Source organism: Achromobacter veterisilvae (assembly GCF_037619525.1).
GTDB lineage: Bacteria > Pseudomonadota > Gammaproteobacteria > Burkholderiales > Burkholderiaceae_B > Achromobacter > Achromobacter veterisilvae.
Genome location: NZ_CP148753.1, coordinates 4,223,749 through 4,243,044 on the forward strand (window position 1 = coordinate 4,223,749; position 19,296 = coordinate 4,243,044).

Consider the following 19,296-nt stretch of genomic DNA (forward strand, 5'->3'; position numbering starts at 1 on the left):
CGGTCAGTACGCCAGGCGGGCCTGCACGTAGATCATGCGCGGCGCGCCGACCATCCGTCCGCCGTTGGTGTCGACGTTGCGGGTGTAGTAGCGGCGGTCGAACAGGTTGTTGACGCCCAGGGCCAGTTCGCTGCCCTTCCACTCGGGCAGCCGGTAGCTGAGCTGGGCGTTCCAGACGCTGAAGCCCGGCACGCGGCCATTGCCGGCGTCGGCGGACTCGCGCTCGGTATTGGCCGTGTCGGAATACTGGCCGCTCTGCGCCGTGGTGTACAGATTGAAGGCCCAGTTGCGCAGGGTGTAGCGCCCGCCCAGCGTGCCGGTCTGGCGCGAGTAGAACGGCACGTCGTTGCCCTCGAATTCGCCGGATTTCTGGATGGCGCGCACGTAGGTGTAGTTGGCGTAGACGTTCAGGCCGGCCAGCGGGCCGGACTTGTCGAAGTCGTAGTCGATCGCGAATTCGACGCCATTGTGGGTGGTCGCGCCCAGGTTCCGGAAGACCGCCGGATTGGTGCCCGGGACGGACAGGATCTGGTTGTCGAACTTCAGGTTGAACGCGGTGAATTCGGTGTGCACCTGCTCGCCCGAATAGCGCACGCCGGCCTCCAGGGTCTTGGCCACTTCCGGACTCAGCGGATTGGACGCCGACATGGAGTTCAACTGGGTGTACTGCACGGCGCCGAACGAGGTGCTGTAGTTGGTGTAGAGCGTCAGCGCGTCGTTGACGAGGTAGGCGATGTTCAGCGACGGCAGGCCCCGGCTGTTGCGCACGTGGAACGCGGAGTCGTCGGCCGTGCCGTCGGGCTGGCGGTCGCTGCGTATGCGTTCATAGCGTATGCCCGGCGTCACGCGCCAGTTGCCGTAGGCGATGCGGTCGTCCAGATAGATGGAGTGCGCCTCGGTCTCGTTATCGAAGGTCTGGGCGGCGCCGGTCCGCAGGCCGGTCAGAAGCGATTCGGAGTAGCGCTTGTCCTGCCCGGTCTCGTGGATGTAGCGGTAGCCCACGGTCACGTCGTGCGTGGTCGGCCCCCACTCGACGCGCTGCGTGTAGCGCGGCTCGATGCCCAGGACCTGGTTGTTGCGCGGCTGGTAATCGTTGCGTCCGGTGGCGGTGTTGATGAGCGAGCTTTTGCGGGAGCTGTCGTAGTGGTAGACGCGCGCCTCGAACTCCTGCGTATCCGAAATCGAGTTCAGATAGCCGACGTCGATCTGGTCGCGCTGCCCTTTCCAGTAGTCGGTGGGATGGGTGTTCTGGAACGGGTCGTCCTGGTACTGGGCCACCGACAGGCCGCCGGGCGTCATGGATTTGACGTCGTAATGGGAGAACTTGCCGTAGATTTCGGAGGTCGGCGTGAGTTCGTAGCGCCATTTCAGCGCCACGTCGTTGTAGCGGTCGTGGCTGCCGTCGCGCCACTGCTCGCCGTTCATGCCCGAGTACATCAGGGCCACGCCCAGGCTGTTCTCGAACTGCGTGCCCAGGAAGGCCGTGTACTGCGTGTTGGTGCCGCCCTGGCTGAAGACGTTGTAGCGGGCCGAGGCGTCGGCCGTCAGGTCGCCGGTGTTCGGGATCGGGCGTGTCTTGAAATTGATCACGCCCCCGACGTTCTGCGGGCCGTAGCGCACCGCGCCGCCGCCGCGCACCACGTCGATCGATTCGATGTTGCCCAGGCTGGTCGGGGACATCACCAGATTGGGCTGGCCGTAAGGCGCCATGGCCATCGGAATGCCGTCGAGCAGCATCGTGGTGCGGAAGGAATTGCGCGGATTCAGGCCGCGGATGCCCACGTGCAGGCCGACCGAGCTGCCGGTGGCGCTGGTGCTGCCGCTGATCTGCACGCCGGGAACGCGGCGCAGCACGTCGGCGATGCTGGTCGCGCCGCTGTTGGCGATGTCTTCCCGCCGCAGCAGCGTGCGCGCGCCGCCGAAAGTCTGCACGCTGTTCTCCAGGCCCGTGCCCAGCCAGTCGCCGCTGACCTGGATCGCCTCCAGGGTGCCGGACCCGGCGGTGGCGGCGGCCGCCGCCGGGCGCGCCGCCGCGGCGCCGCGCAGCACGTAGCCCTGCCCGGGCTGCGGCACGGCCGTCAGGCCGGTGCCGCTCAGCAGCCGATCCAGTCCGGCGCCCGCCTCGTAGCTGCCTTGCAGCCCCTGGGTGCTGAGCCCCGCCGCGTCCTCGGGCCGGAACGACACGGTAATGCCGGCGGCCTTGGCAAAGTCGGCCAGCGCTGGTTCCAGCGGCCCCGCCGGAATGCGATAGGCGCGCGCGGCAGCCTGTTGGGCGGGCTGCGCCAGCACGGGCGGCGCGGCGGCGAAGGCGGCGGCCAGCGCCAGGGTCAGGGCCAGCAGGCGCGGCGCGGCGGCGGCGGCGCGCAGTCGGAGTTGATATTGCGGTCCCACGTTACACATCCCTTTCGGATCATCGATGCACGGTATGCCGGACGGACCCGGGCAAAAGGGACAGGCAAGGACAGGCTTAATTGAAAGCAAATGCAACATGGCCGCCCATGGCTGGCTGCCCGCCCGGCGGTTCAGGACGCCCGGGCGGTCACCGTGACCCAATAGCGGGTCCGCGACACCACGCGCACGCCCAGCGTCTCGGCCACGATGGCCAGCACGGCATCGGTATCGTTCAGGCGGAACACTCCCGATACGCGCAAGCCGGCCACCGCGGGGTCGCAGCGGATCACGCCGGGCCGGTAGCGCGACAGATCGTCCAGGAAGGCGTCCAGGCGCTGGTTGCTGGCCTCGATGACGCCGCGGGTCCAGCCGGGAGCGTCCTGGCTGGCGGGCCGGCGGGACTGGAACGCGCTGGCGGTAAAACGCAGGGACTCCCCGGCGTTGACGAGGCGCGGCGCGCCGCCGGCGCGCAGGCTGACCTCGACGCTGTGTTCCAGGACGGACAGCGAGGTCATCGCTTCGCCGTCATTCCATTGGCGTACCACGAACCGGGTGCCCAGCGCCCGCAGCCGGCCCTGCGGCGTTTCGATGAGGAAAGGCCTGGCCCTGCCCTGGCGGTCGGCCGCCGTCCGGACGTAGATTTCGCCGCCGCGCAGGTACAGCAGCCGGGAGGCCTCTGAATAGACGACATCGACGCCGGTGTCCGTATTCAGGAGCACCTGGCTGCCGTCGGCCAGCACCAGATCGCGGTTTTCCCCCACCGCCGTGCGGTAGTCTTCGGCCCCGCCCGGCCGCGCCACCTGGCGGTAGCCCAGCCACGCGGCGGGCAGCGCAACGCCAAGCAGGGCCAGCGTCCGGATCGCGGCGCGCCGGTTGACCCGCCTCTGGCGGGTGAGCAAGGGCACGCCCAGCGTGGGCGGAACGGCGCCGAACTGCTGGCTCAGGCGCTGCGCGCGCTGCCATGCAAGCTCGCGCTCGGGGCTCGTGCGGCGCCAGCGCTCGAAGGCCGCATGGTCTTCGGGCCCAGCCTCGCCGGAATGCAGCCGCACCAGCCAGCGCGCGGCCTCGCGGATGACGGCGGTGTCGAGCGGCGCGGATCTCTGGGTAGCCACGGCCGGTCATTGCTCCATCAAGGTCAGGCAGATCTCGAAGCCCTGGGCCATGTAGCGCTTCACGGTGCGGTCGCTCAGCCCGGTCCTGGCGGCAATCTGCGCGTAGGACAGGCCTTCCAGTTGCGACAGCACGAAGACCTCGCGCGCCTGCGGCGCCAGGCCCGACAGCAGGCGGTCCAGTTGCTGGAGCGCCTGTTGCACCGCCAGCAGGCTCTCGGGCGAGGCGTCCACTTCGAAAGGCAGCGCGGCGACCGCTTCGAGCCACGCGCGCTCGAGCGAGCGGCGGCGCCAATGGTCATTGAGCAGCCCCCGCGCGATGGTCGTCAGATAAGCGCGCGGCTGCCTCAGTCCGGAGACCTCATCGGGCTTGCGCAATATGCGCAGAATGGTGTCGTGCGCCAGATCCGCCGCCTCGTCGCCATGGTCGAGACGCCGCCGCCACCATTGGCAGAGCCAGTCATAGTGGTCTTCACAAAGGATTTGCAGGGGATTGGACATGCGCGCAGGGCCAGGCGAATTTCGATGGGAATGATACCAAGAATCGTTCTTGGTACTGAAGATTTCCCTCGGGGACGGAAGGCCGCGCGCCCCGGCGCCGGGCACGCCACTTGCCGGGGATGGGTTCCCTGCCCCGTTTCCGGCAGGCATCTCCAGGAGATACGCCATGAGGACTCTGACCACCGCCAGCGTGTTGCTGGCCCTTTTGCTGGCCGGCTGCTCCGGGGCCGGTTCCTACGGTTCCAGTTCGCCTCACTCGGGTGGCGCCACGTCCGCGGATCCGGCCAACTACCATTCCTCGAGCTTCGGCGAGCCCAACAACGAGCCCTTCCAGGGCGTCCATCCGGGGCATTAGCGCGGCCCGCCGGCGCGCGCAGCGCAGGCCCTAGTTCGCCGCCTGCGCGCCCTGTGCGCGGATCAGCGAATAGGCGATGTAGTACTTGTAGATATTGCTGACGTACTGCACGGTTTCGCGTCCGATGCGCTGCGCGGCCACGCGCTCGACGTTGTCGAACCACACGTTCGGGTCCAGCCCCTTGCTGGCGGCCTCCTTGCGCAGTTGACCGATGCGGCCCGGCCCCGCGTTGTACGCCGCGAAGGCGAACAGGCCCTTGTCCAGGTCCGTCATGGGCTCGCGCCCGTAGTACTGGTCGATCATGAATCGGATGTACTTGACCCCGCCGTGGATGTTGAATTCTTCCTGCCGGATGTCGCCCACCTTCAGGTCCTTGCCCGTGGCCGGCATGATCTGCATGACGCCGATCGCCCCGACCGCGCTCTTGGCGCCCTGGTCCAGGCGGGATTCCTGGTAGCCCTGGGCCATCATGAGCAGCCAGTCGATGCTGTATTGGTCGCCGTATTTGCGGAAAAACTCCGCCAGGCGGTGGAATTTGTCGATCTCGTCCGGGTCCGTGGCGGCCTTGACCCATTTCACGGACTTCAGGTATTTCGTCAGTTGCTGGTTGCCGAACGACGTGCCGATGCGGTGCTTTTCCATGAAGGGGTTGAGCGTCGCCGCGAGTTTCGGCGAACCCTTCCTGAAAGCGAAGGCGATGTCGTTGCCGGCGTCCACCTCCAGGTTTTCATAGACGCGGATCTGCGGGAACACCTGCTTCCAGAAATTCGCCAGATAGCGGTCGGCGACCGTGAACTTCACCAGGTCGGCGCTGGCCATTTCCAGGATGTCGTCGGTTTCGAAGACGCCCGGCGCGTCGCGGATGGCGACGGGCTCCAGGCCCCGCGCCCGCAGGTCCGCGTTCAGTTGCTGGACGCTGCCGTAGTAGCTGCTGGCGGGGTTGAGGAACACTTCCTGGCCGCTCAGGTCGTCCAGCGAATTCAGTTCCGGCGCGCCGGGCGAGGCCACGACGATTTCGCGCACGCCGGTGGCCAAGGGAGATGAGAAGTCCACGAGCTTCGCGCGTTCCTCCGTGACCGTCAGGTTGGCGGCGACGAGATCGCCCTTGCCCGCCAGCAGGTCCGGGATGAGGCGTTCGCGCGAGGTGGGCAGGAGCACCACGTGCACGCGGATGTTCCGATTCTTCAACTGGGCGTTCAGATCGTTCTCGAACGCGGTCATCAGGTCCGCCATGATGCCGCGCTGGGTGCCTCCCTTGTCCAGGAAGTACAGCGTCTTGTTGTACGGCACCAGCACCCGGACCTGGCGGCGCTTGATCATGCCGTCCAGGTCACCCGTCCAGGGTTTGACGTTGTACGCGAGGGATAGCGGATCGCCCTTGGCCTGCTGGGCGGACGCGGGCGCGGCCGGCATCAGGACGAGCGGCGCGCAAAGCAGCGCGGCAAGAAGACGGAATGACATGGTTCCCCCCGGAAATGGAGCTTGCTTGTCAATCGCGCCGCCTGGTTCGGCAGCCTGGTGCGTACGCTTACGATAATCCGAACGGGGGGATTTTTTTCACGTCCTCGAAAAGAAATCCGGGCGGCGCGGGCGTCAGGGCTGGGCGGTATTCGCCTGCGCGCCCTTGGCCGCGTCGCCCGCGGCCAGCGCCATCAGGTGCCGGGCCATTTCGCCCAGTTGTCCGTCCTTCGATTTCAGTTGCTCAAGAAAATCGGCCGCCCGGGCTTCGGCGGCGGCCAGCCTTGTTTCCAGGGCGTGTTCGCGTTCCCGGGCGGCCGCCGCGCCGCCCTGCGCGGCGGCCAAGTCGGATTCGTGGCGTATCCGGTTTTCCTGGGCCTCGGCGCGCAAGGCCTGCGCGCCCTGCTCCGCCTGGCGCCGCAGTTCCTGTTCTTCGGCCAGGGCCTTGCGGGCCTGGGCCAGTTGCTGCTGGCCGGCGGCCTGCGCTTCGTCCAGGCGGGCCTGCAGGCGCTTGACGGCGCCGCGCTCGCCGTCCAGTTCGTTCAGCCAGCGGCGTTCATGGGCCGCATGGCGGGCCTCCAGCGCTTCCAGGGCCTGCGCCTGTCGGCCGCGCGTTTTTTCCGCGTCCGCCAGCAAGGCCTGCGCGGCGGCGCGGGCATCCGCGAGCTGCACCCGATGTTGTTCAAGCTGCGCGTCGCGCTGCCGTAATTGCAGTTCGGCCGCTTGCAGGCGGTCTTCGGCGGCCGCCAATTGCGAGGCGGCCACCTTGAGCGTTTCCTGAAGGTCCTGTTCGCGCTGCGCGAGCCCGGCTTCGCGCCGTTGCAGTTGTTCCGCGTCGGCCGCCAACCTCTCGCCTTCCCGCGCCAGTTCTTCCCAGCGTTCGCGGTAGGTCCGGGCCTGCTCCGCCCGGGCTTCGGACAGGGCCGCTTCCCAGAAATGGGCCGCGGCCTGGGCGATGGGGTCCGGAATGGCCGGCGACGCGGCGAACGCGCCCGGATCCTTGATGCGCGCGCCCAGCGACCGGAACCAGGTTTCCAGATAGGGGCTGACGGTATTCGGGGAGCCGCGGCCGATCTTCTGGCGCACGCGCTCGATCGTGGGGCGGGCGCCCTCCAGCAGCAAGGCGTCGGCGGCGCTCCACACGTCTGTTTCGGTGATTCCCGTGGCCATGGGCGGACTCCGTCAAATTTTTGGCACGTGCCGGATAATTACCCACGATAATGGAACCTTATCGGGAGTAATTCTGTATCTATGTTAGATATCATACAGCATATGTATGTATATTTATAATATGCAGGATTGGCCGGAAATTCTCCGGCGCGCCCGCGCTGTAACGCCCGAATCCCTAACGCCGGAATCCGATGACCCTGACCCTGCAAGCCCCGCTGCCCGTCCTGGACCCGCGCGCGCTGGACGCCCAGGCCGACGCCGCCGTGCGCGACCTGATGCGTGAAGGCAGCTCGGCCAATACCGCCGCCAGCTACCGCGCCGCGATCCGCTACTGGACGGCCTGGTTCGAACTGCGCTACGGCCAGCCCTTCGCCCTGCCCCTTCCGCCAACCGCGGTCGTCCAGTTCGTGGTCGATCACGCGCAGCGGTCGACCGGGCAAGGGCTGCAATGGGAACTGCCGCCGGCGCTGGATCGAGAATTGGTCCGCCTGAAGGCCAAGGGCAAACTGGGCGCGCCCAGCCTGAACACGCTGTTGCAGCGCCTGTCCGTGCTGTCCAAGGCCCATGAATTGCGCGGGCACCCCAATCCCTGCCGCGACGCCCGGGTGCGCGAACTGCTGGCCAAGACGCGCCGCGCCTACGCCCGCCGCGGCGCGGCCCCCGCCAAGAAGGTCGCCCTGACGCGCGAACCGCTGCAGGCCCTGCTGGCCACCTGCGACGATTCCCTGCGCGGCGTGCGCGACCGCGCCCTGCTGCTGTTCGCCTGGGCCAGCGGCGGCAGGCGGCGTTCCGAGGTGGTGCGCGCCACGGTCGAGAACACCGCGCGCACCGCCGACGGTTTCCTGTATTCGCTGGCGCATTCCAAGACCAACCAGGCCGGCGCAAACCGCGCGAACGACCAGAAGCCCATCGTCGGCACGGCGGCGCAGGCGCTGGACGCCTGGCTGCGCGCCAGCGGGATTACGCAAGGCCCGCTGTTTCGCCGCGTGCGCCGCGGGGACGTGGTGGGCGAACCGCTGGCCGCCGCGGCCCTGCGCGACATCGTGCAGGAGCGCTGCCGGCTGGCCGGCCTGGAAGGCGATTTTTCGGCGCACAGCCTGCGTTCCGGCTTCGTGACCGAGGCGGGCCGCCAGAACGTGCCGCTGGGCGACACCATGGCCTTGACCGGCCACGCCAGCGTGGCCACCGTCATGGGCTACTTCCGCGCGGGATCGGCGGCCAGCTCCCCGGCGGCCCGGCTGCTGGACGAGCCGGATTCCGGTCCACGGTAAAATCGCGGCCAGCATCCCTGCCCGATCCGGTATCTCCATGCGAATCCACCTGCGCGGGCTTGTGCTTGCGCTCACCATATTCAGCGCCCTCGTCGCCACCGCGAATACGCTCTACGCCAGCTATCGCGTGCAGCGCGAACAGCTCATCTCGAACACGCTGGAATCCAACCGCGTCTATGCCGCCAAGCTGGCGGAGAGCGCGGGCGCCTTTCTCAAGTCGGCCCTGCGGCAGTTGGAGTACAGCGCCCGCCACCTGTCGGCCCGCATCGACGTTCCCGAACTGCTGGCCGCCGAAGCTTCGCGCCTGCAGGAACAGTCCGACAGCTTCAACACCGTCGCCATCGTGCGGGCCGACGGCATTCTCCTCGCCGCCTCGAACAGCCTGCGCGGATTCGTGGGCACCCGTGTCGACAGCGTCGGCAGCCTCGCGGCGTTGCAGGCGCGCAAGCCGCTGGTCAGCAAGCTTTATGTTTCCCTGACCGGCAAACAACTGATCAACGTCTCGCACCCTATCCGCTCGGACGACGGCCGCTACCTGGGCTATGTCGCGGGCACCATCTACCTGAGCCAGGAAGGCGCCTTGCATACGCTGCTGGGCAAGCACCATTACCAGGACGGCTCCTATCTGTATGTGGTCGACAACGAGGGCCGGCTGATCTATCACGAGGACACCGCCCGCGTCGGGGAGAGCGTGACCGCCAACCCGGCGGTGGCGGCGGTGGTGCGCGGCCAGGCCGGCGCGCAGCGCCTGGTCAATACGCGGGGCGTGGACATGCTGGCCGGCTACGCGGGCGTCCCCTTGAGCGGCTGGGGCGTGATCGCGCAGCGGCCCGCCCAGGCGACGCTGGAACCGCTGGACAAACTGATCTGGGCGTTGATCGGCTATGCGGCGCCGTTCGCCATCGCCTTCCTGCTGGCCATCTGGTGGTGCGCGCGCAAGATCTCGCAGCCGCTGTCGCAACTGGCCACCAACGTCGAGCACGAGGAGGTGGCCATCGCGATGCAGCGGGTCCAGTCCGTGAAGGCCTGGTACTTCGAAGCCCAGCGCCTGAAGCGCGCCGTGATCCGCAGCTTCACGAGCCTGCAGGATGAAATCGGCAAGCTGAACGAGGCCAGCATCACCGATCCGCTGACCGGCCTGCACAACCGGCGCGGCCTGCAGGCGGCGGTGGAACGGCTGCAGGCCGCGCGCGCGCCATTCGGCGTGATCGCGCTCGACATCGACCACTTCAAGCGGGTCAACGACACTTACGGCCACACGGTGGGCGACGAAGTGATCCGCGGATTGGCGCAGCTCATGCGCGAGTGTTCGCGCCCGTCGGACGTGCTCTGTCGCAACGGCGGCGAGGAATTCCTGATCCTGCTGCCCGGCGCCGGCGCGAAGGAAGCGGCCAACGTGGCCGAGCGGCTGCGCAAAAGCATGGAGACGCGCAGCCTGCATGGCACGTCGGGCATCACGCTGTCGGCCGGGGTGGCGCAATGGCCGTCGGCCGGCGCCGAGGTGGACGCGGCGTTCCAGGCGGCGGACGCGGCGCTCTACGCCGCGAAGCAGCAAGGACGCAACCGGGTGGTGACGCACGCGCCGTAGCGCGGCGGCGCGCCCGGCATGCGCCGGTTCAGTCCAGCAGCGGCCAGAGCCCCGGCGCGATGCGCGACCACAGGTCGGCGCTCATGGCCTCGGGCTTGCGGCCGGGCAGGCCCGTGCGGCGCTTGAGCAGGTCGCCCTTGCAGGCGAACACGATGCTGTGGGCCAGCGAGGTGTCGCTGACCTCGATGACGGATCCGGCGAAGCGCTGCCTGATGCGGCCCAGATAGCGCCGGTAGTTGAAATTCGACGCATGGAAGTTGCCCACCATCAGCCCGTTGGCGGCCAAGGCGTGGAAGCACCCGTCGTAGAACGCATCGCTGGTGAGCTGCGCCGGTATGCCGTTGATGTCGTAGCCGTCCACCAGCACCGCGTCGTACTCGTCGCGGTACCGGTGGATGAGTTCGGCGCCGTCGCCTTGCAGCACGGCGAAGCGCGCGTCGTCCTCGGGCACCAGGAACGAATCGCGCAAGGCGATGACGTGCGGATTGATCTCGAAGACGTCGATCCGGGCCGACGGCAGGTAGCGATGGCAGAACTTCGCGAGGGAGCCGCCTCCCAGCCCGATCATGGCGATCCGGCGAGGCTCGGGGTTCAGCAGCAGGAACCCCATCATGATGCGCGTGTACTCCAGGTTCAGCGCATAGGGGTCCTTGGTCCACATGCGGCTCTGGATCTCGCCGCGCGAGAACATCAGGGACCGCGACGTGGTCGTGGCATAGATGAAAGGCCTAACCGGTTGATGGCTCGATGTGCTTTCAGGCATTCCAGATACTCGCTGTCAGGGAGGGCGATGCCGGGCGGCGCCCGGCGCCCAGGCGCATGCCGCCGCCGGGCGCGGGCCCGGGCGGAAACTGCGGATGGCAAAAGCGCGGGAAAGAGAAGATCGCCCCGGACGGCGCGCCGTCCGGGGCGTTTGAGCGCAAGCGCCGCGGCGGGGCGCGGCGGAGTCAGGCCTTACGCGGAGGAACGCAGGGCTTCGGTGTCCTCGGTGGATTCGGCATCCGCGGGAACGGCATTGATGTCAGTGTCTTTCTTGGCCTCGGGCGCCTTCCAGTCCAGGGGAGGAATCTCGAAGCGCCATTTCTTGCCGACCAGTTGATGAGACATGAGCGTTCTCCTATTCAGGGCGCATGGCTTCCCCCGCACAAGCGCGATACGCGGATTCGAGCGTGCCGTGGATGCGGATCCATTGCTGGACGCGGGGGAACAACCACGCAGGCCACGCTGGCAAAGACGCGGCCGGACCTCCCGGCCCGGCTGCTGTGTGGCAGCATAATTATTGTTTTTGCTGCTAATTGTCGTATTTTAGCACGATTTTGAATGAAATAGCCAGCGGATGATGCCTGCCCGGCCATTTGGCCGCCCTCGCCTGCCCGTCGTTCCCGCCGGCGTTGCGCCGCCGAAGGTCCGAGACCGCCCGCCCGGCGCGCGCCGGACCCCGGCATGTTCCTAGGGATTTCCCCCATTTTTCGCGGAAACAAGGTAGTTCCAGGCGCTTCCCGAACTGTCTGAAAGCTGAACGGAAGTTTGGATTTCTAGACTCCCCCATTCATTACACAGTCAGCTTTTGTTCAGACACATGTCAGACGAAGGCACAACAAGGGGAGGACGAGACAATGCAATCCAAACGCAGCGCCCTGCGGCGCGAGGCGTGGGCCGCGGGCACGATGATCGTGCTGGGCCTGGGCGCCATCGCGCAGGCGGCCACGTACAGCCTGGGCACCCTGGCGCGCATGGGACCGGGGATGTTCCCCGCGATCCTGGGCGCGCTGCTGGTGATGCTGGGCCTGATCATCGCCCGGATGGCCGCGGCGCCCGCCGCCGAGGACGATGCCGAAGACCTGCCGCCGCCGGAATGGCGCGGCTGGGGCTGCATCATCGGCGGCCTGCTGACCTTCATCGTGGCCGGCAAGTACGGCGGCCTGGTGCCCGCCACCTTCGCGCTGGTGTTCATCTCGGCGCTGGGCGACCGCCAGCACACGCTGCGCAGCGCGGCCCTGCTCGCGGCGGGCGTGACGGTGCTGGGCGTGGCCGTTTTTTCGTGGGCGCTGCAATTGCAGTTTCCCCTGTTCCGCTGGGGCTGAGCGATGGACATACTCAACAATCTGATGCACGGGTTTTCCGTCGCCTTCGCGCTGGACAATCTCATGTGGGCCGTCTTCGGCGTGTTCATGGGCAACCTGATCGGCGTGCTGCCCGGCATGGGCGTGCTGGCGGCGATCTCCATCCTGCTGCCGCTCACCTACACCATGACGCCCACGGCGGCGCTGGTGATGCTGTCCGGCATCTACTACGGCTCGCAGTACGGCGGCGGCATCACCTCGATCATGCTGAACCTGCCCGGCACCGCGTCGCACGCGGTGGCGTGCCTGGACGGCAACCCGCTGGCGCGCAACGGCAAGGCGGGCTCGGCGCTGTTCATGCTGATGTTCTCGTCGTTCTGCGGCGCGTCGGTGGGCATCCTGGCCATGATCCTGTTCTCGCCGCTGCTGGTGGACGTGGCCTTCAAGTTCGGCCCCGCCGAATACTTCTCGATGATGATGCTGGGCCTGCTGGCGGGCGCGACGCTGGCCAAGGGTTCGGCGATCAAGGGCGTGGCCATGGTGGTGGTGGGCCTGCTGCTGGGGGTGGTCGGCACCGACGTCAACACGGGGACGATGCGCTTCCATTTCGGCATCCTGGAGCTGTCCGACGGACTGCAGATCGTGGCGCTGGCCATGGGCCTGTTCGGCGTGGCGGACTTCCTGAAGAACATCAACCGCATCGGCGGCGGCAAGGTCACCGCCGCGAAGATCAGCATGAAGTCGATGCGGCCGGAAGCGGGTGACATCCGGCAGTCGCGGGGCGCGCTCGTGCGCGGCACGGCGATCGGCGCCGCGTTCGGCATCCTGCCCGGCACCGGGCCGACCATCGCCTCTTTCATTTCGTACGCCACCGAAAAGAAAGTGGCGCGCGACCCGCGCCGATTCGGGCGCGGCGCCATCGAAGGCATCGCCGGTCCGGAGGCGGCCACCAGCGCCTCGACGCAGACCAGCTTCATCCCGACCATGAGCCTGGGCATTCCAGGCGATCCGGTGATGGCCCTGATGCTGGGCGCGCTGATCATCCACGGCATCCAGCCGGGGCCGCAGATGATGGTGGAGCACGCCGATATGTTCTGGGGGCTGATCGCCAGCTTCTGGGTGGGCAACGTGCTGCTGCTGCTCTTGAACCTGCCGCTGATCGGCATGTGGGTGCGCCTGCTGACCGTGCCGTTCCGCTACCTGTTCCCCGCCGCGCTGTTCTTCGTCTGCGTGGGGGTCTACAGCACGAACAACAACCTGTTCGACGTGGCGATGGTGACGGTGTTCGGCGCGGCCGGCTACGCGCTGATCCGCCTGCGGTTCGAGCCGGCGCCGTTGCTGCTGGGATTCGTGCTTGGGCCCATGGTCGAAGAGAACTTCCGCCGCGCCCTGCTGCTGTCGCGCGGCGACCTGTCGATCTTCGTGTCGCGGCCCATCAGCCTGGGTTTCGTGGTGGCGTGCGCCGGGCTGATCGCCTTGCTGGCGGCATCGGCGTTCCGGCAGCGCAGGGAGCGCGAGGCGCTGGGGTCGGAGCCGGCCGCGTGATCAGGCGCCGGGCGTGAGCGCGGGGCCGGCCGGGTGGCCGTCGATATGGCCCAGCGGCCGGCCCGGATCGAGCCGGTCGCGCACGCGCTGCTTCAGCACCTTGGCTTCGGGAAAACCGCCGTCGCTCTTGCGGTCCCAGATCAGATCGCCGTTGTAGGTGATCTGGAAGATGCCCCCGGTGCCCGGTTGCAGCACCACTTCGCCCAGGTCGATGGAAAAGGTGGACAGCAGCTCCTGGGCCATCCAGGCGGCGCGCAGCAACCACTGGCACTGGGTGCAATAAAGGATGACGATGCGGGGTCGGAGGGCGGGCGCGTTCATGCGGAAGATTCTACCTCCGTTCGTGGATAATATCGGGTTTTCCCGGGTTCGCGATGAACCCCGAGCCTGCCATGAAGTCTGCATTATCTCCCCGGGGCCAACGCTGGCTGATCGGCCTCCTGATGGGGCTGGTCACGCTCACGCCGATGGGCATAGACATCTATCTTCCGTCGCTGCCCGCCATGGCCGAGGATTTCGGCCGGCCCGTCACCGCGCTGCAAACCAGCATCACACTGTTCATCTTCGCGGTGGGCGTGGGGCAGATGCTGATCGGGCCGCTGGCCGACCGCTATGGCCGGCGGCCCGTCGCGCTGGGCGGCGCGCTGGCCTACCTGCTGGGCTCGGCGCTGGGGGCGGCCGCCGGGTCGCTGGAGGTCTTCTACGCCGCGCGCGTGATCCAGGGCATGGGTGCGTGTTCGGCTTCGCTGGTGGCCTTCGCCGCGGTGCGCGATTGCTTCAGCCCGGCCGTGGGCGCGCGCGTCTACAGCTATTTGAACGGCGCGCTGTGCACCGTGCCCGCGCTGGCGCCGATGGTGGGCGGCGCGCTGGCGGTGCACGCGGGCTGGCGCAGCGCCTTCGTCTTCATGGTGCTGTTCGCGCTGGCCCTGGCCGCCCTGCTCGCGGTCCGCTTCGAAGAAACCCGCGCGACGGCCGCCCGGCCGCGGGGCGCGCTGTACAGCCCGCGCCGCTACGCGCCCATCGCCGCGAGCGGACGCTTTCTGTATTTCGCCGCCTTCGGCATGGCCGGCATGGCGATGATCCTGGTGTTCGTGGCCGCGGCGCCGGTGGTGCTGGTGCAGCAACTGGGTTATTCCGAACTGGGATTCTCCGCCTGGTTCGGCGGCAACGCGGCTATCAACATCGGCGCCTTCTTCCTCGCGCCCGCCTTCATCGCCCGCTACGGCCGGCACACCATGGTGCGCGTGGGCATGGCCGCCCTGCTGCTGGCTTCCGCCATGCACCTCGCGGCGTGGCTGTGGATGCCCTTGTCCGCCTGGGTCTTCATGCTGCCGGTGGCCGTGCTGACCGTGGGTTTTTCGCTGGCGCTGGGTTCCGGCCTGAGCCTGGCGCTGGAGCCCTTCGCCGAACGCGCCGGCACCGCCGCCGCGGTGTATGGGCTCTTCCAGATGAGCGGATCGGCGCTCATCGCCACGGCCCTGCTCGACAGCGGCATGCCGCCGCAGGCGGCGATGGCCCTGGTCGGCGCGGCCATCGTGGCGCCGCTGCTGTGCCTGTCCGCGGGCATGTCGCGAAGGCTGGTTCCTTTTGGCGGGAACAGGCCGTAGTATCCAGGGATACCCCAACCTGGAGGCGACATGAGCATCGACGACACGGCGGAACAGCCGATCCTGGCGCGCGCGGCCGAGGGCGGCGTGGTGACGCTGCGCCTGAACCGGCCCGGCCAATTCAACGCGCTTTCCGAGGCCATGCTGGCCGCCCTGCAGGCGGAGATAGACGCCCTGGCCCGCGACGGCGATGTGCGCTGCGTCGTGCTGGAATCCACGGGCCGCGCGTTCTGCGCCGGCCACGATCTGCGCGAAATGCGCAGCCAGCCTTCGCTGGACTACTACCGTGAACTGTTCAGGAAATGCGGCAGCGTCATGCAGGGCCTGCAGGCGCTGCCCGTGCCCGTCATCGCCAAGGTGCGCGGCATCGCCACCGCGGCGGGCTGCCAGTTGGTGGCCAGTTGCGACCTTGCGATCGCCGCCGACACGGCGAGCTTCGCGGTGTCGGGCATCAACGTGGGGCTATTCTGCTCGACGCCCGCGGTGGCCCTGAGCCGCAACGTGTCGGCCAAGCGCGCATTCGAAATGCTGGTGACGGCGCGGTTCATCGACGCGGCCCAGGCCAGGGACTGGGGCCTGATCAACGACGCCGTGCCGGACGCCGAACTCGACGGGCGCGTGCGGGCGCTGGCCGGCGACATTCTGGCGAAGAGCCCGGCCGCCATCCGCCACGGCAAGCGCATGTTCTACAAGCAGCGGCAAATGGCACTGGCCGATGCGTACGACTACGCCGGCGACGTGATGGCCCGCAACATGATGGAGGCGGACGCCCGCGAGGGCATCGACGCCTTCCTGCAGAAGCGCCAGCCGCGCTGGCAGGCCTGAGGCCCGGGCCGGGCTAGCCCAGCCAGCCCAGCGCCCATCCGCCCGCCGCGGCCGCCAGCACCACCCAGGCGGGCGACCACCTGGCATAGACCAGCAGCGCGAACAGCAGCAGGGCCAGCGCGAAGTCGGCGCGGCCCAGGATGCCGCCGATCCAGACCGGGTCGTACAGGGCCGACAGCAGGATGCCCACCACGCTGGCGTTCACGCCCGCGATCATGTTGCGCACGCCGGGCCGCAGCCGCAGGCTGTCCCAGAACGGCAGCGCGGCCGCTACCAGGAGCGCGCCCGGCAGGAAGATGGCGATCAAGAGCGCCAGCCCGCCGGCCCAGCCCGACAGCGGGCCGGACGACATCGCGCCCAGGAAGGCGGCGAAGGCGAACAGCGGACCGGGCATGGCCTGCGCCGCGCCATAGCCCGCCAGGAAATCGGCGTTGGACACCATGCCGCCGGCGACCGACGCGGATTCCAGCAAGGGCAGCACCACGTGGCCACCGCCGAATACCAGGGCGCCCGCCCGGTAGAAGCCGGCCAGTTGCGCCGCCAGCGGCTCATCGCTGATCGCGGCCCAGGCCGGCAACGCGGCCAGCAGCAGCACGAACAGCGCCAGGGCCCCGTAGCCCGCGCGGCGAGATACGCCCGTCGCCTCGGAGGCCAGCGAGGGGCGCGCCGGCACCTTGAGCGCGGCGGCGCCGACGACGGCGCCCAGCAGGATGGCGGCCAGTTGCCCCAGCGCGGTCGGCAGCGCCACGGTGATGAGCGCGCAAGCCACCGCCAGCCCGGCGCGCGGCCGGTCGGGGCAGAGCGAGCGGCCCATGCCCCAGACCGCCTGCGCGACGATGGCCACCGCGGCGATCTTCAGGCCATGGATGGCGGCGGATCCGGACAGCCAGCCGAAATGCCCGAGCCCCAGCGCGAAGAGCGCGAGCGCGATGGCGGTGGGCAGCGTGAACGCCGCCCACGCGGCCAGCATGCCCGTCCAGCCCGCGCGCTTCAGGCCGATGGCCATTCCGACCTGGCTGCTGGCCGGTCCGGGCAGGAACTGGCACAGCGCCACCAGGTCGGAATACGCGTAATCGTCCAGCCAGCGCCGGCGGTCCACGAATTCGGCGCGGAAGTAGGCCAGGTGCGCCACCGGCCCGCCGAAGGACGTCAGCCCCAGGCGCAGGAAGGCAAGGAACACTTCCAGACAGGACCCCGGCCCGGCTTGCACGCGGGCGGACGCCGCGGATTGGCTGGCGACATGTTCGTCATGGGGAGGAGGCAGCGGCATGGGACTGGGCTTCGTCGACAGGCGGGGCGCAAGTATCGGCCCCCGCTTCAAGCTTATAGCCGGGCGGCGCCGCGGATTCAACCGCCGGGACATCGAACATGGCCCAGCCGGAAACACCATTCATGGCACTTCCGGGCTAGGCCAATCCGCCGCATCCTGGCGGCTCGAGATTCCTCTCGGCAACACAGACAGGCAGGAACATGACCCAACGATTGAATTACTTCGACATCTCGGCGGAATTGTCCAGGAAGTACCTGGACTTCAGCACCGCGCTCAAGAAATCCCCGATGGCCCGGGAGTTCGGCCATCTGGTCGACCTCCGCGCTTCGCAGATCAATGGCTGCGGCTTTTGCGTGGACATGCACGTCAAGCAGGCCAGGATCGCGGGCGAACGCGAACTGCGGCTGCACCACGTCGCCGTCTGGCGCGAGTCCACGCTGTTCTCGCCGCGCGAACGGGCCGCCCTGGCGTGGACCGAAATCGTGACAGCCCTGCCCGCCCATGGCGTGTCCGACGAGGCCTACAGCGCGGCGCGGGAACATTTTTCCGAGACGGAGATCTCCGACCTCACCTGGCTGATCGTCTGCATCAACGGCTGGAACCGCCTGGGCGTGACCTTCAGGACCGTGCCGGGCTCGGCCGACGCGGCCTACGGCCTGGACAAGGCCGGCCTGCAATAGGCCGCGCCCCGGCCGCCGCTACATCAATGCCCTGATGCGCAGGCCCAGTTCCCGCGCCTGCGCTTCGGACGCGATGTTGGTGAAGCTGAGCAGCAGCCCGGACTGCCCGTCCGGCGCCGCGAACCAGCGCGACAGCGCTTCCGCATACAGCCCCTGCTCCAGCATCCGCCGCGCCAGCGGCCGGTCGGCCTGGTTTCCTTCCATCCGCGCCACCAGGTGCATGCCGCCCGGCTGCGGCTCTATCCGCATGCGCGTCCCGAGCGCGGCGGCCAGCCCCGCGGCGGCCGCGTCGCGCCGTTCTCCGTAAAGCCGGCGCATGCGCTGGATGTGGCGGCCGAAGTGTCCTTCCGCCATGAAGGCGCCCAGGATCGCCTGGGTCAGCGCCGGCGCGCCGCCGGCCAGCCAGCAGAACTGCTCGAAGCGGGCGGCCTGCGCTTCGGGCACCACCAGGTAGGCCAGGCGCAAGCCCGGAAACAGCACCTTGCTGAACGTGCCCGCATAAAGCACCCGCCCCTGCGTGTCCAGGCTCTTCAAGGCCGGCAAGGGCCGGCTGACGTAACGGTATTCGCCGTCGTAATCGTCTTCCACGATCCAGGCGCCGCTGCGTTCGGCCCAATCCAGCAGCGCCTGCCGCCGCGGCAGCGAGAGCGACATGCACAAGGGGCTTTGGTGGGCCGGCGTCACCACCGCGCCGCGAGCCCGCGGCGCCCGTTCGATGCCCGCGCCGACGACGAGGCCGTCGTGGTCCACGGGCACGGGCACCGCCTGCAAACGCGCCTGTTCCAGCAGCAGCCGCGTGGGCGGATAACCCGGATCTTCCATCCAGACGCGGTCGCCCGGCTCGAACAGGGCCTGCAGAATCAGGCGCAGGGTGTGGTTGTAGCCGGAGGTGATGAACACCTGCGAAGGCTGGCAATGGATGCCGCGCGCCACTTGCAGATAAGCGGCCGTCGCGCTGCGCAGGGCCGGCAGGCCGCCGCTGGGCGGATAGGCAAGCTCTGGCGCCTGCAGGCCGCGCAACTGCCGGGCCCCGAGCCGCGCCCAGAGCTTGCGCGGGAACGCGTCCAGCGCCGGCAGCCCCATCTGGAAAGGCAGGATGCCGGAGGAGCGCGGCCAGGCCTGCTCGTCGCGCGCGGGCGCGGCGGGCGGCGGCGCCGTGGCGGCCGCCTGCGGCTGCAGGCCGGGCGACACCACCGTGCCGGCCTGGCCGCGCGCCTGGATGTAGCCCTCGGAGGCCAGCAGCGAATACGCGACTTCCACCGTGCCCCGCGCCACGCCAAGCTCCTTGGCCAGCGCCCGCGCGGACGGAACGCGGTCGCCGGGCTTGAGCGTTCCCTGGGTGATCGCGCCGCGGAAACGCTCATAGACCTGCCGGTACAAGGGGCCGTCGGCGCCGGCCGGGTCCAGGGAAGAAGGGCTGATCATGGCATAGTCCAAATTTCATTTTATGGCCCTTCAAATTA

18 protein-coding genes are annotated in these 19,296 nt (G+C 68.5%); 8 read left to right on the forward strand and 10 right to left on the reverse strand.

The window, feature by feature from the left end:
- Positions 1-3 precede the first annotated feature (3 nt).
- The 3 genes from WHX56_RS19640 to WHX56_RS19650 all read right to left on the reverse strand — a co-directional run bounded on the left by WHX56_RS19640 (position 4) and on the right by WHX56_RS19650 (position 4,001).
- Positions 4-2,391 carry a TonB-dependent siderophore receptor gene (locus WHX56_RS19640; RefSeq protein ID WP_338878730.1) on the reverse strand — a complete coding sequence of 796 codons (2,388 nt, stop codon included), beginning with the start codon at positions 2,389-2,391 and terminating at the stop codon, positions 4-6.
- A 131-nt stretch (positions 2,392-2,522) separates the two neighbouring features.
- A complete protein-coding gene (locus WHX56_RS19645; protein ID WP_338878731.1) occupies positions 2,523-3,503 on the reverse strand; it encodes a FecR domain-containing protein in 981 nt (326 codons plus the stop codon).
- A gap of 6 nt (positions 3,504-3,509) precedes the next feature.
- A complete protein-coding gene (locus tag WHX56_RS19650; protein ID WP_129238735.1) occupies positions 3,510-4,001 on the reverse strand; it encodes a sigma-70 family RNA polymerase sigma factor in 492 nt (163 codons plus the stop codon).
- Between the two features lie 166 nt (positions 4,002-4,167).
- On the opposite strand from WHX56_RS19650, the gene WHX56_RS19655 reads away from it, so the two are divergent.
- Positions 4,168-4,356, forward strand: coding sequence for a hypothetical protein (locus WHX56_RS19655; RefSeq protein ID WP_287753076.1), 189 nt, complete (start codon positions 4,168-4,170; stop codon positions 4,354-4,356).
- 30 nt (positions 4,357-4,386) lie between these two features.
- Here the strand turns inward: WHX56_RS19655 and WHX56_RS19660 are convergent, their stop codons facing one another.
- Positions 4,387-5,817 carry a transglycosylase SLT domain-containing protein gene (locus tag WHX56_RS19660; protein WP_338878732.1) on the reverse strand — a complete coding sequence of 477 codons (1,431 nt, stop codon included), beginning with the start codon at positions 5,815-5,817 and terminating at the stop codon, positions 4,387-4,389.
- A 132-nt stretch (positions 5,818-5,949) separates the two neighbouring features.
- Positions 5,950-6,984, reverse strand: coding sequence for a DNA-binding protein (locus WHX56_RS19665; RefSeq protein WP_338878733.1), 1,035 nt, complete (start codon positions 6,982-6,984; stop codon positions 5,950-5,952).
- 191 nt (positions 6,985-7,175) lie between these two features.
- Here WHX56_RS19665 and WHX56_RS19670 point away from each other — a divergent pair, with 191 nt between their 5' ends.
- The gene (locus WHX56_RS19670; protein ID WP_338878734.1) at positions 7,176-8,255 is read left to right on the forward strand and encodes a site-specific integrase; all 1,080 of its coding nucleotides are present in this window, start codon (positions 7,176-7,178) and stop codon (positions 8,253-8,255) included.
- A gap of 37 nt (positions 8,256-8,292) precedes the next feature.
- Complete coding sequence (locus WHX56_RS19675; protein ID WP_338878735.1) at positions 8,293-9,843, forward strand: sensor domain-containing diguanylate cyclase; 1,551 nt, start codon at positions 8,293-8,295, stop codon at positions 9,841-9,843.
- Between the two features lie 28 nt (positions 9,844-9,871).
- Here the strand turns inward: WHX56_RS19675 and WHX56_RS19680 are convergent, their stop codons facing one another.
- Positions 9,872-10,606, reverse strand: a complete 735-nt coding sequence (locus tag WHX56_RS19680) for a transferase (RefSeq protein WP_129238730.1) — start codon at positions 10,604-10,606, stop codon at positions 9,872-9,874.
- Between the two features lie 191 nt (positions 10,607-10,797).
- Complete coding sequence (locus WHX56_RS19685) at positions 10,798-10,950, reverse strand: hypothetical protein (protein WP_165360036.1); 153 nt, start codon at positions 10,948-10,950, stop codon at positions 10,798-10,800.
- Positions 10,951-11,459: 509 nt separating this feature from the next.
- On the opposite strand from WHX56_RS19685, the gene WHX56_RS19690 reads away from it, so the two are divergent.
- On the forward strand, positions 11,460-11,927 hold the full coding sequence (locus tag WHX56_RS19690) for a tripartite tricarboxylate transporter TctB family protein (RefSeq protein ID WP_129238729.1): 468 nt from the start codon (positions 11,460-11,462) through the stop codon (positions 11,925-11,927).
- Between the two features lie 3 nt (positions 11,928-11,930).
- On the forward strand, positions 11,931-13,451 hold the full coding sequence (locus WHX56_RS19695; RefSeq protein ID WP_338878736.1) for a tripartite tricarboxylate transporter permease: 1,521 nt from the start codon (positions 11,931-11,933) through the stop codon (positions 13,449-13,451).
- Here the strand turns inward: WHX56_RS19695 and WHX56_RS19700 are convergent, their stop codons facing one another.
- Positions 13,452-13,772, reverse strand: coding sequence for a SelT/SelW/SelH family protein (locus WHX56_RS19700; RefSeq protein WP_338878737.1), 321 nt, complete (start codon positions 13,770-13,772; stop codon positions 13,452-13,454). It lies immediately after the preceding gene.
- Positions 13,773-13,843: 71 nt separating this feature from the next.
- Here WHX56_RS19700 and WHX56_RS19705 point away from each other — a divergent pair, with 71 nt between their 5' ends.
- Positions 13,844-15,058, forward strand: coding sequence for a multidrug effflux MFS transporter (locus tag WHX56_RS19705; protein ID WP_338878738.1), 1,215 nt, complete (start codon positions 13,844-13,846; stop codon positions 15,056-15,058).
- A 30-nt stretch (positions 15,059-15,088) separates the two neighbouring features.
- Positions 15,089-15,883 carry an enoyl-CoA hydratase gene (locus WHX56_RS19710; RefSeq protein WP_338878739.1) on the forward strand — a complete coding sequence of 265 codons (795 nt, stop codon included), beginning with the start codon at positions 15,089-15,091 and terminating at the stop codon, positions 15,881-15,883.
- 13 nt (positions 15,884-15,896) lie between these two features.
- On the opposite strand, the gene chrA is transcribed toward WHX56_RS19710, so the two are convergent.
- On the reverse strand, positions 15,897-17,153 hold the full coding sequence (gene chrA, locus WHX56_RS19715; RefSeq protein WP_338878740.1) for a chromate efflux transporter: 1,257 nt from the start codon (positions 17,151-17,153) through the stop codon (positions 15,897-15,899).
- 200 nt (positions 17,154-17,353) lie between these two features.
- Here chrA and WHX56_RS19720 point away from each other — a divergent pair, with 200 nt between their 5' ends.
- Positions 17,354-17,833: a carboxymuconolactone decarboxylase family protein gene (locus WHX56_RS19720; protein WP_129238723.1), complete on the forward strand. Its 480-nt coding sequence runs from the start codon at positions 17,354-17,356 to the stop codon at positions 17,831-17,833.
- 18 nt (positions 17,834-17,851) lie between these two features.
- Here the strand turns inward: WHX56_RS19720 and WHX56_RS19725 are convergent, their stop codons facing one another.
- A complete protein-coding gene (locus WHX56_RS19725; protein WP_338878741.1) occupies positions 17,852-19,258 on the reverse strand; it encodes a PLP-dependent aminotransferase family protein in 1,407 nt (468 codons plus the stop codon).
- Positions 19,259-19,296 lie beyond the last annotated feature (38 nt).

Bases quoted from the DNA above. Each gene is read 5' to 3' on its own strand.
- WHX56_RS19695 (WP_338878736.1), top strand. From the start codon at position 11,931: ATGGACATACTCAACAATCTGATGCACGGGTTTTCCGTCGCCTTCGCG.
- WHX56_RS19680 (WP_129238730.1), bottom strand. From the start codon at position 10,606: ATGCCTGAAAGCACATCGAGCCATCAACCGGTTAGGCCTTTCATCTAT.
- WHX56_RS19670 (WP_338878734.1), top strand. From the start codon at position 7,176: ATGACCCTGACCCTGCAAGCCCCGCTGCCCGTCCTGGACCCGCGCGCG.
- WHX56_RS19710 (WP_338878739.1), top strand. From the start codon at position 15,089: ATGAGCATCGACGACACGGCGGAACAGCCGATCCTGGCGCGCGCGGCC.
- WHX56_RS19700 (WP_338878737.1), bottom strand. From the start codon at position 13,772: ATGAACGCGCCCGCCCTCCGACCCCGCATCGTCATCCTTTATTGCACC.
- WHX56_RS19720 (WP_129238723.1), top strand. From the start codon at position 17,354: ATGACCCAACGATTGAATTACTTCGACATCTCGGCGGAATTGTCCAGG.
- WHX56_RS19655 (WP_287753076.1), top strand. From the start codon at position 4,168: ATGAGGACTCTGACCACCGCCAGCGTGTTGCTGGCCCTTTTGCTGGCC.
- chrA (WP_338878740.1), bottom strand. From the start codon at position 17,153: ATGCCGCTGCCTCCTCCCCATGACGAACATGTCGCCAGCCAATCCGCG.
- WHX56_RS19690 (WP_129238729.1), top strand. From the start codon at position 11,460: ATGCAATCCAAACGCAGCGCCCTGCGGCGCGAGGCGTGGGCCGCGGGC.
- WHX56_RS19665 (WP_338878733.1), bottom strand. From the start codon at position 6,984: ATGGCCACGGGAATCACCGAAACAGACGTGTGGAGCGCCGCCGACGCC.
- WHX56_RS19650 (WP_129238735.1), bottom strand. From the start codon at position 4,001: ATGTCCAATCCCCTGCAAATCCTTTGTGAAGACCACTATGACTGGCTC.
- WHX56_RS19660 (WP_338878732.1), bottom strand. From the start codon at position 5,817: ATGTCATTCCGTCTTCTTGCCGCGCTGCTTTGCGCGCCGCTCGTCCTG.
- WHX56_RS19725 (WP_338878741.1), bottom strand. From the start codon at position 19,258: ATGATCAGCCCTTCTTCCCTGGACCCGGCCGGCGCCGACGGCCCCTTG.
- WHX56_RS19675 (WP_338878735.1), top strand. From the start codon at position 8,293: ATGCGAATCCACCTGCGCGGGCTTGTGCTTGCGCTCACCATATTCAGC.
- WHX56_RS19685 (WP_165360036.1), bottom strand. From the start codon at position 10,950: ATGTCTCATCAACTGGTCGGCAAGAAATGGCGCTTCGAGATTCCTCCC.
- WHX56_RS19705 (WP_338878738.1), top strand. From the start codon at position 13,844: ATGAAGTCTGCATTATCTCCCCGGGGCCAACGCTGGCTGATCGGCCTC.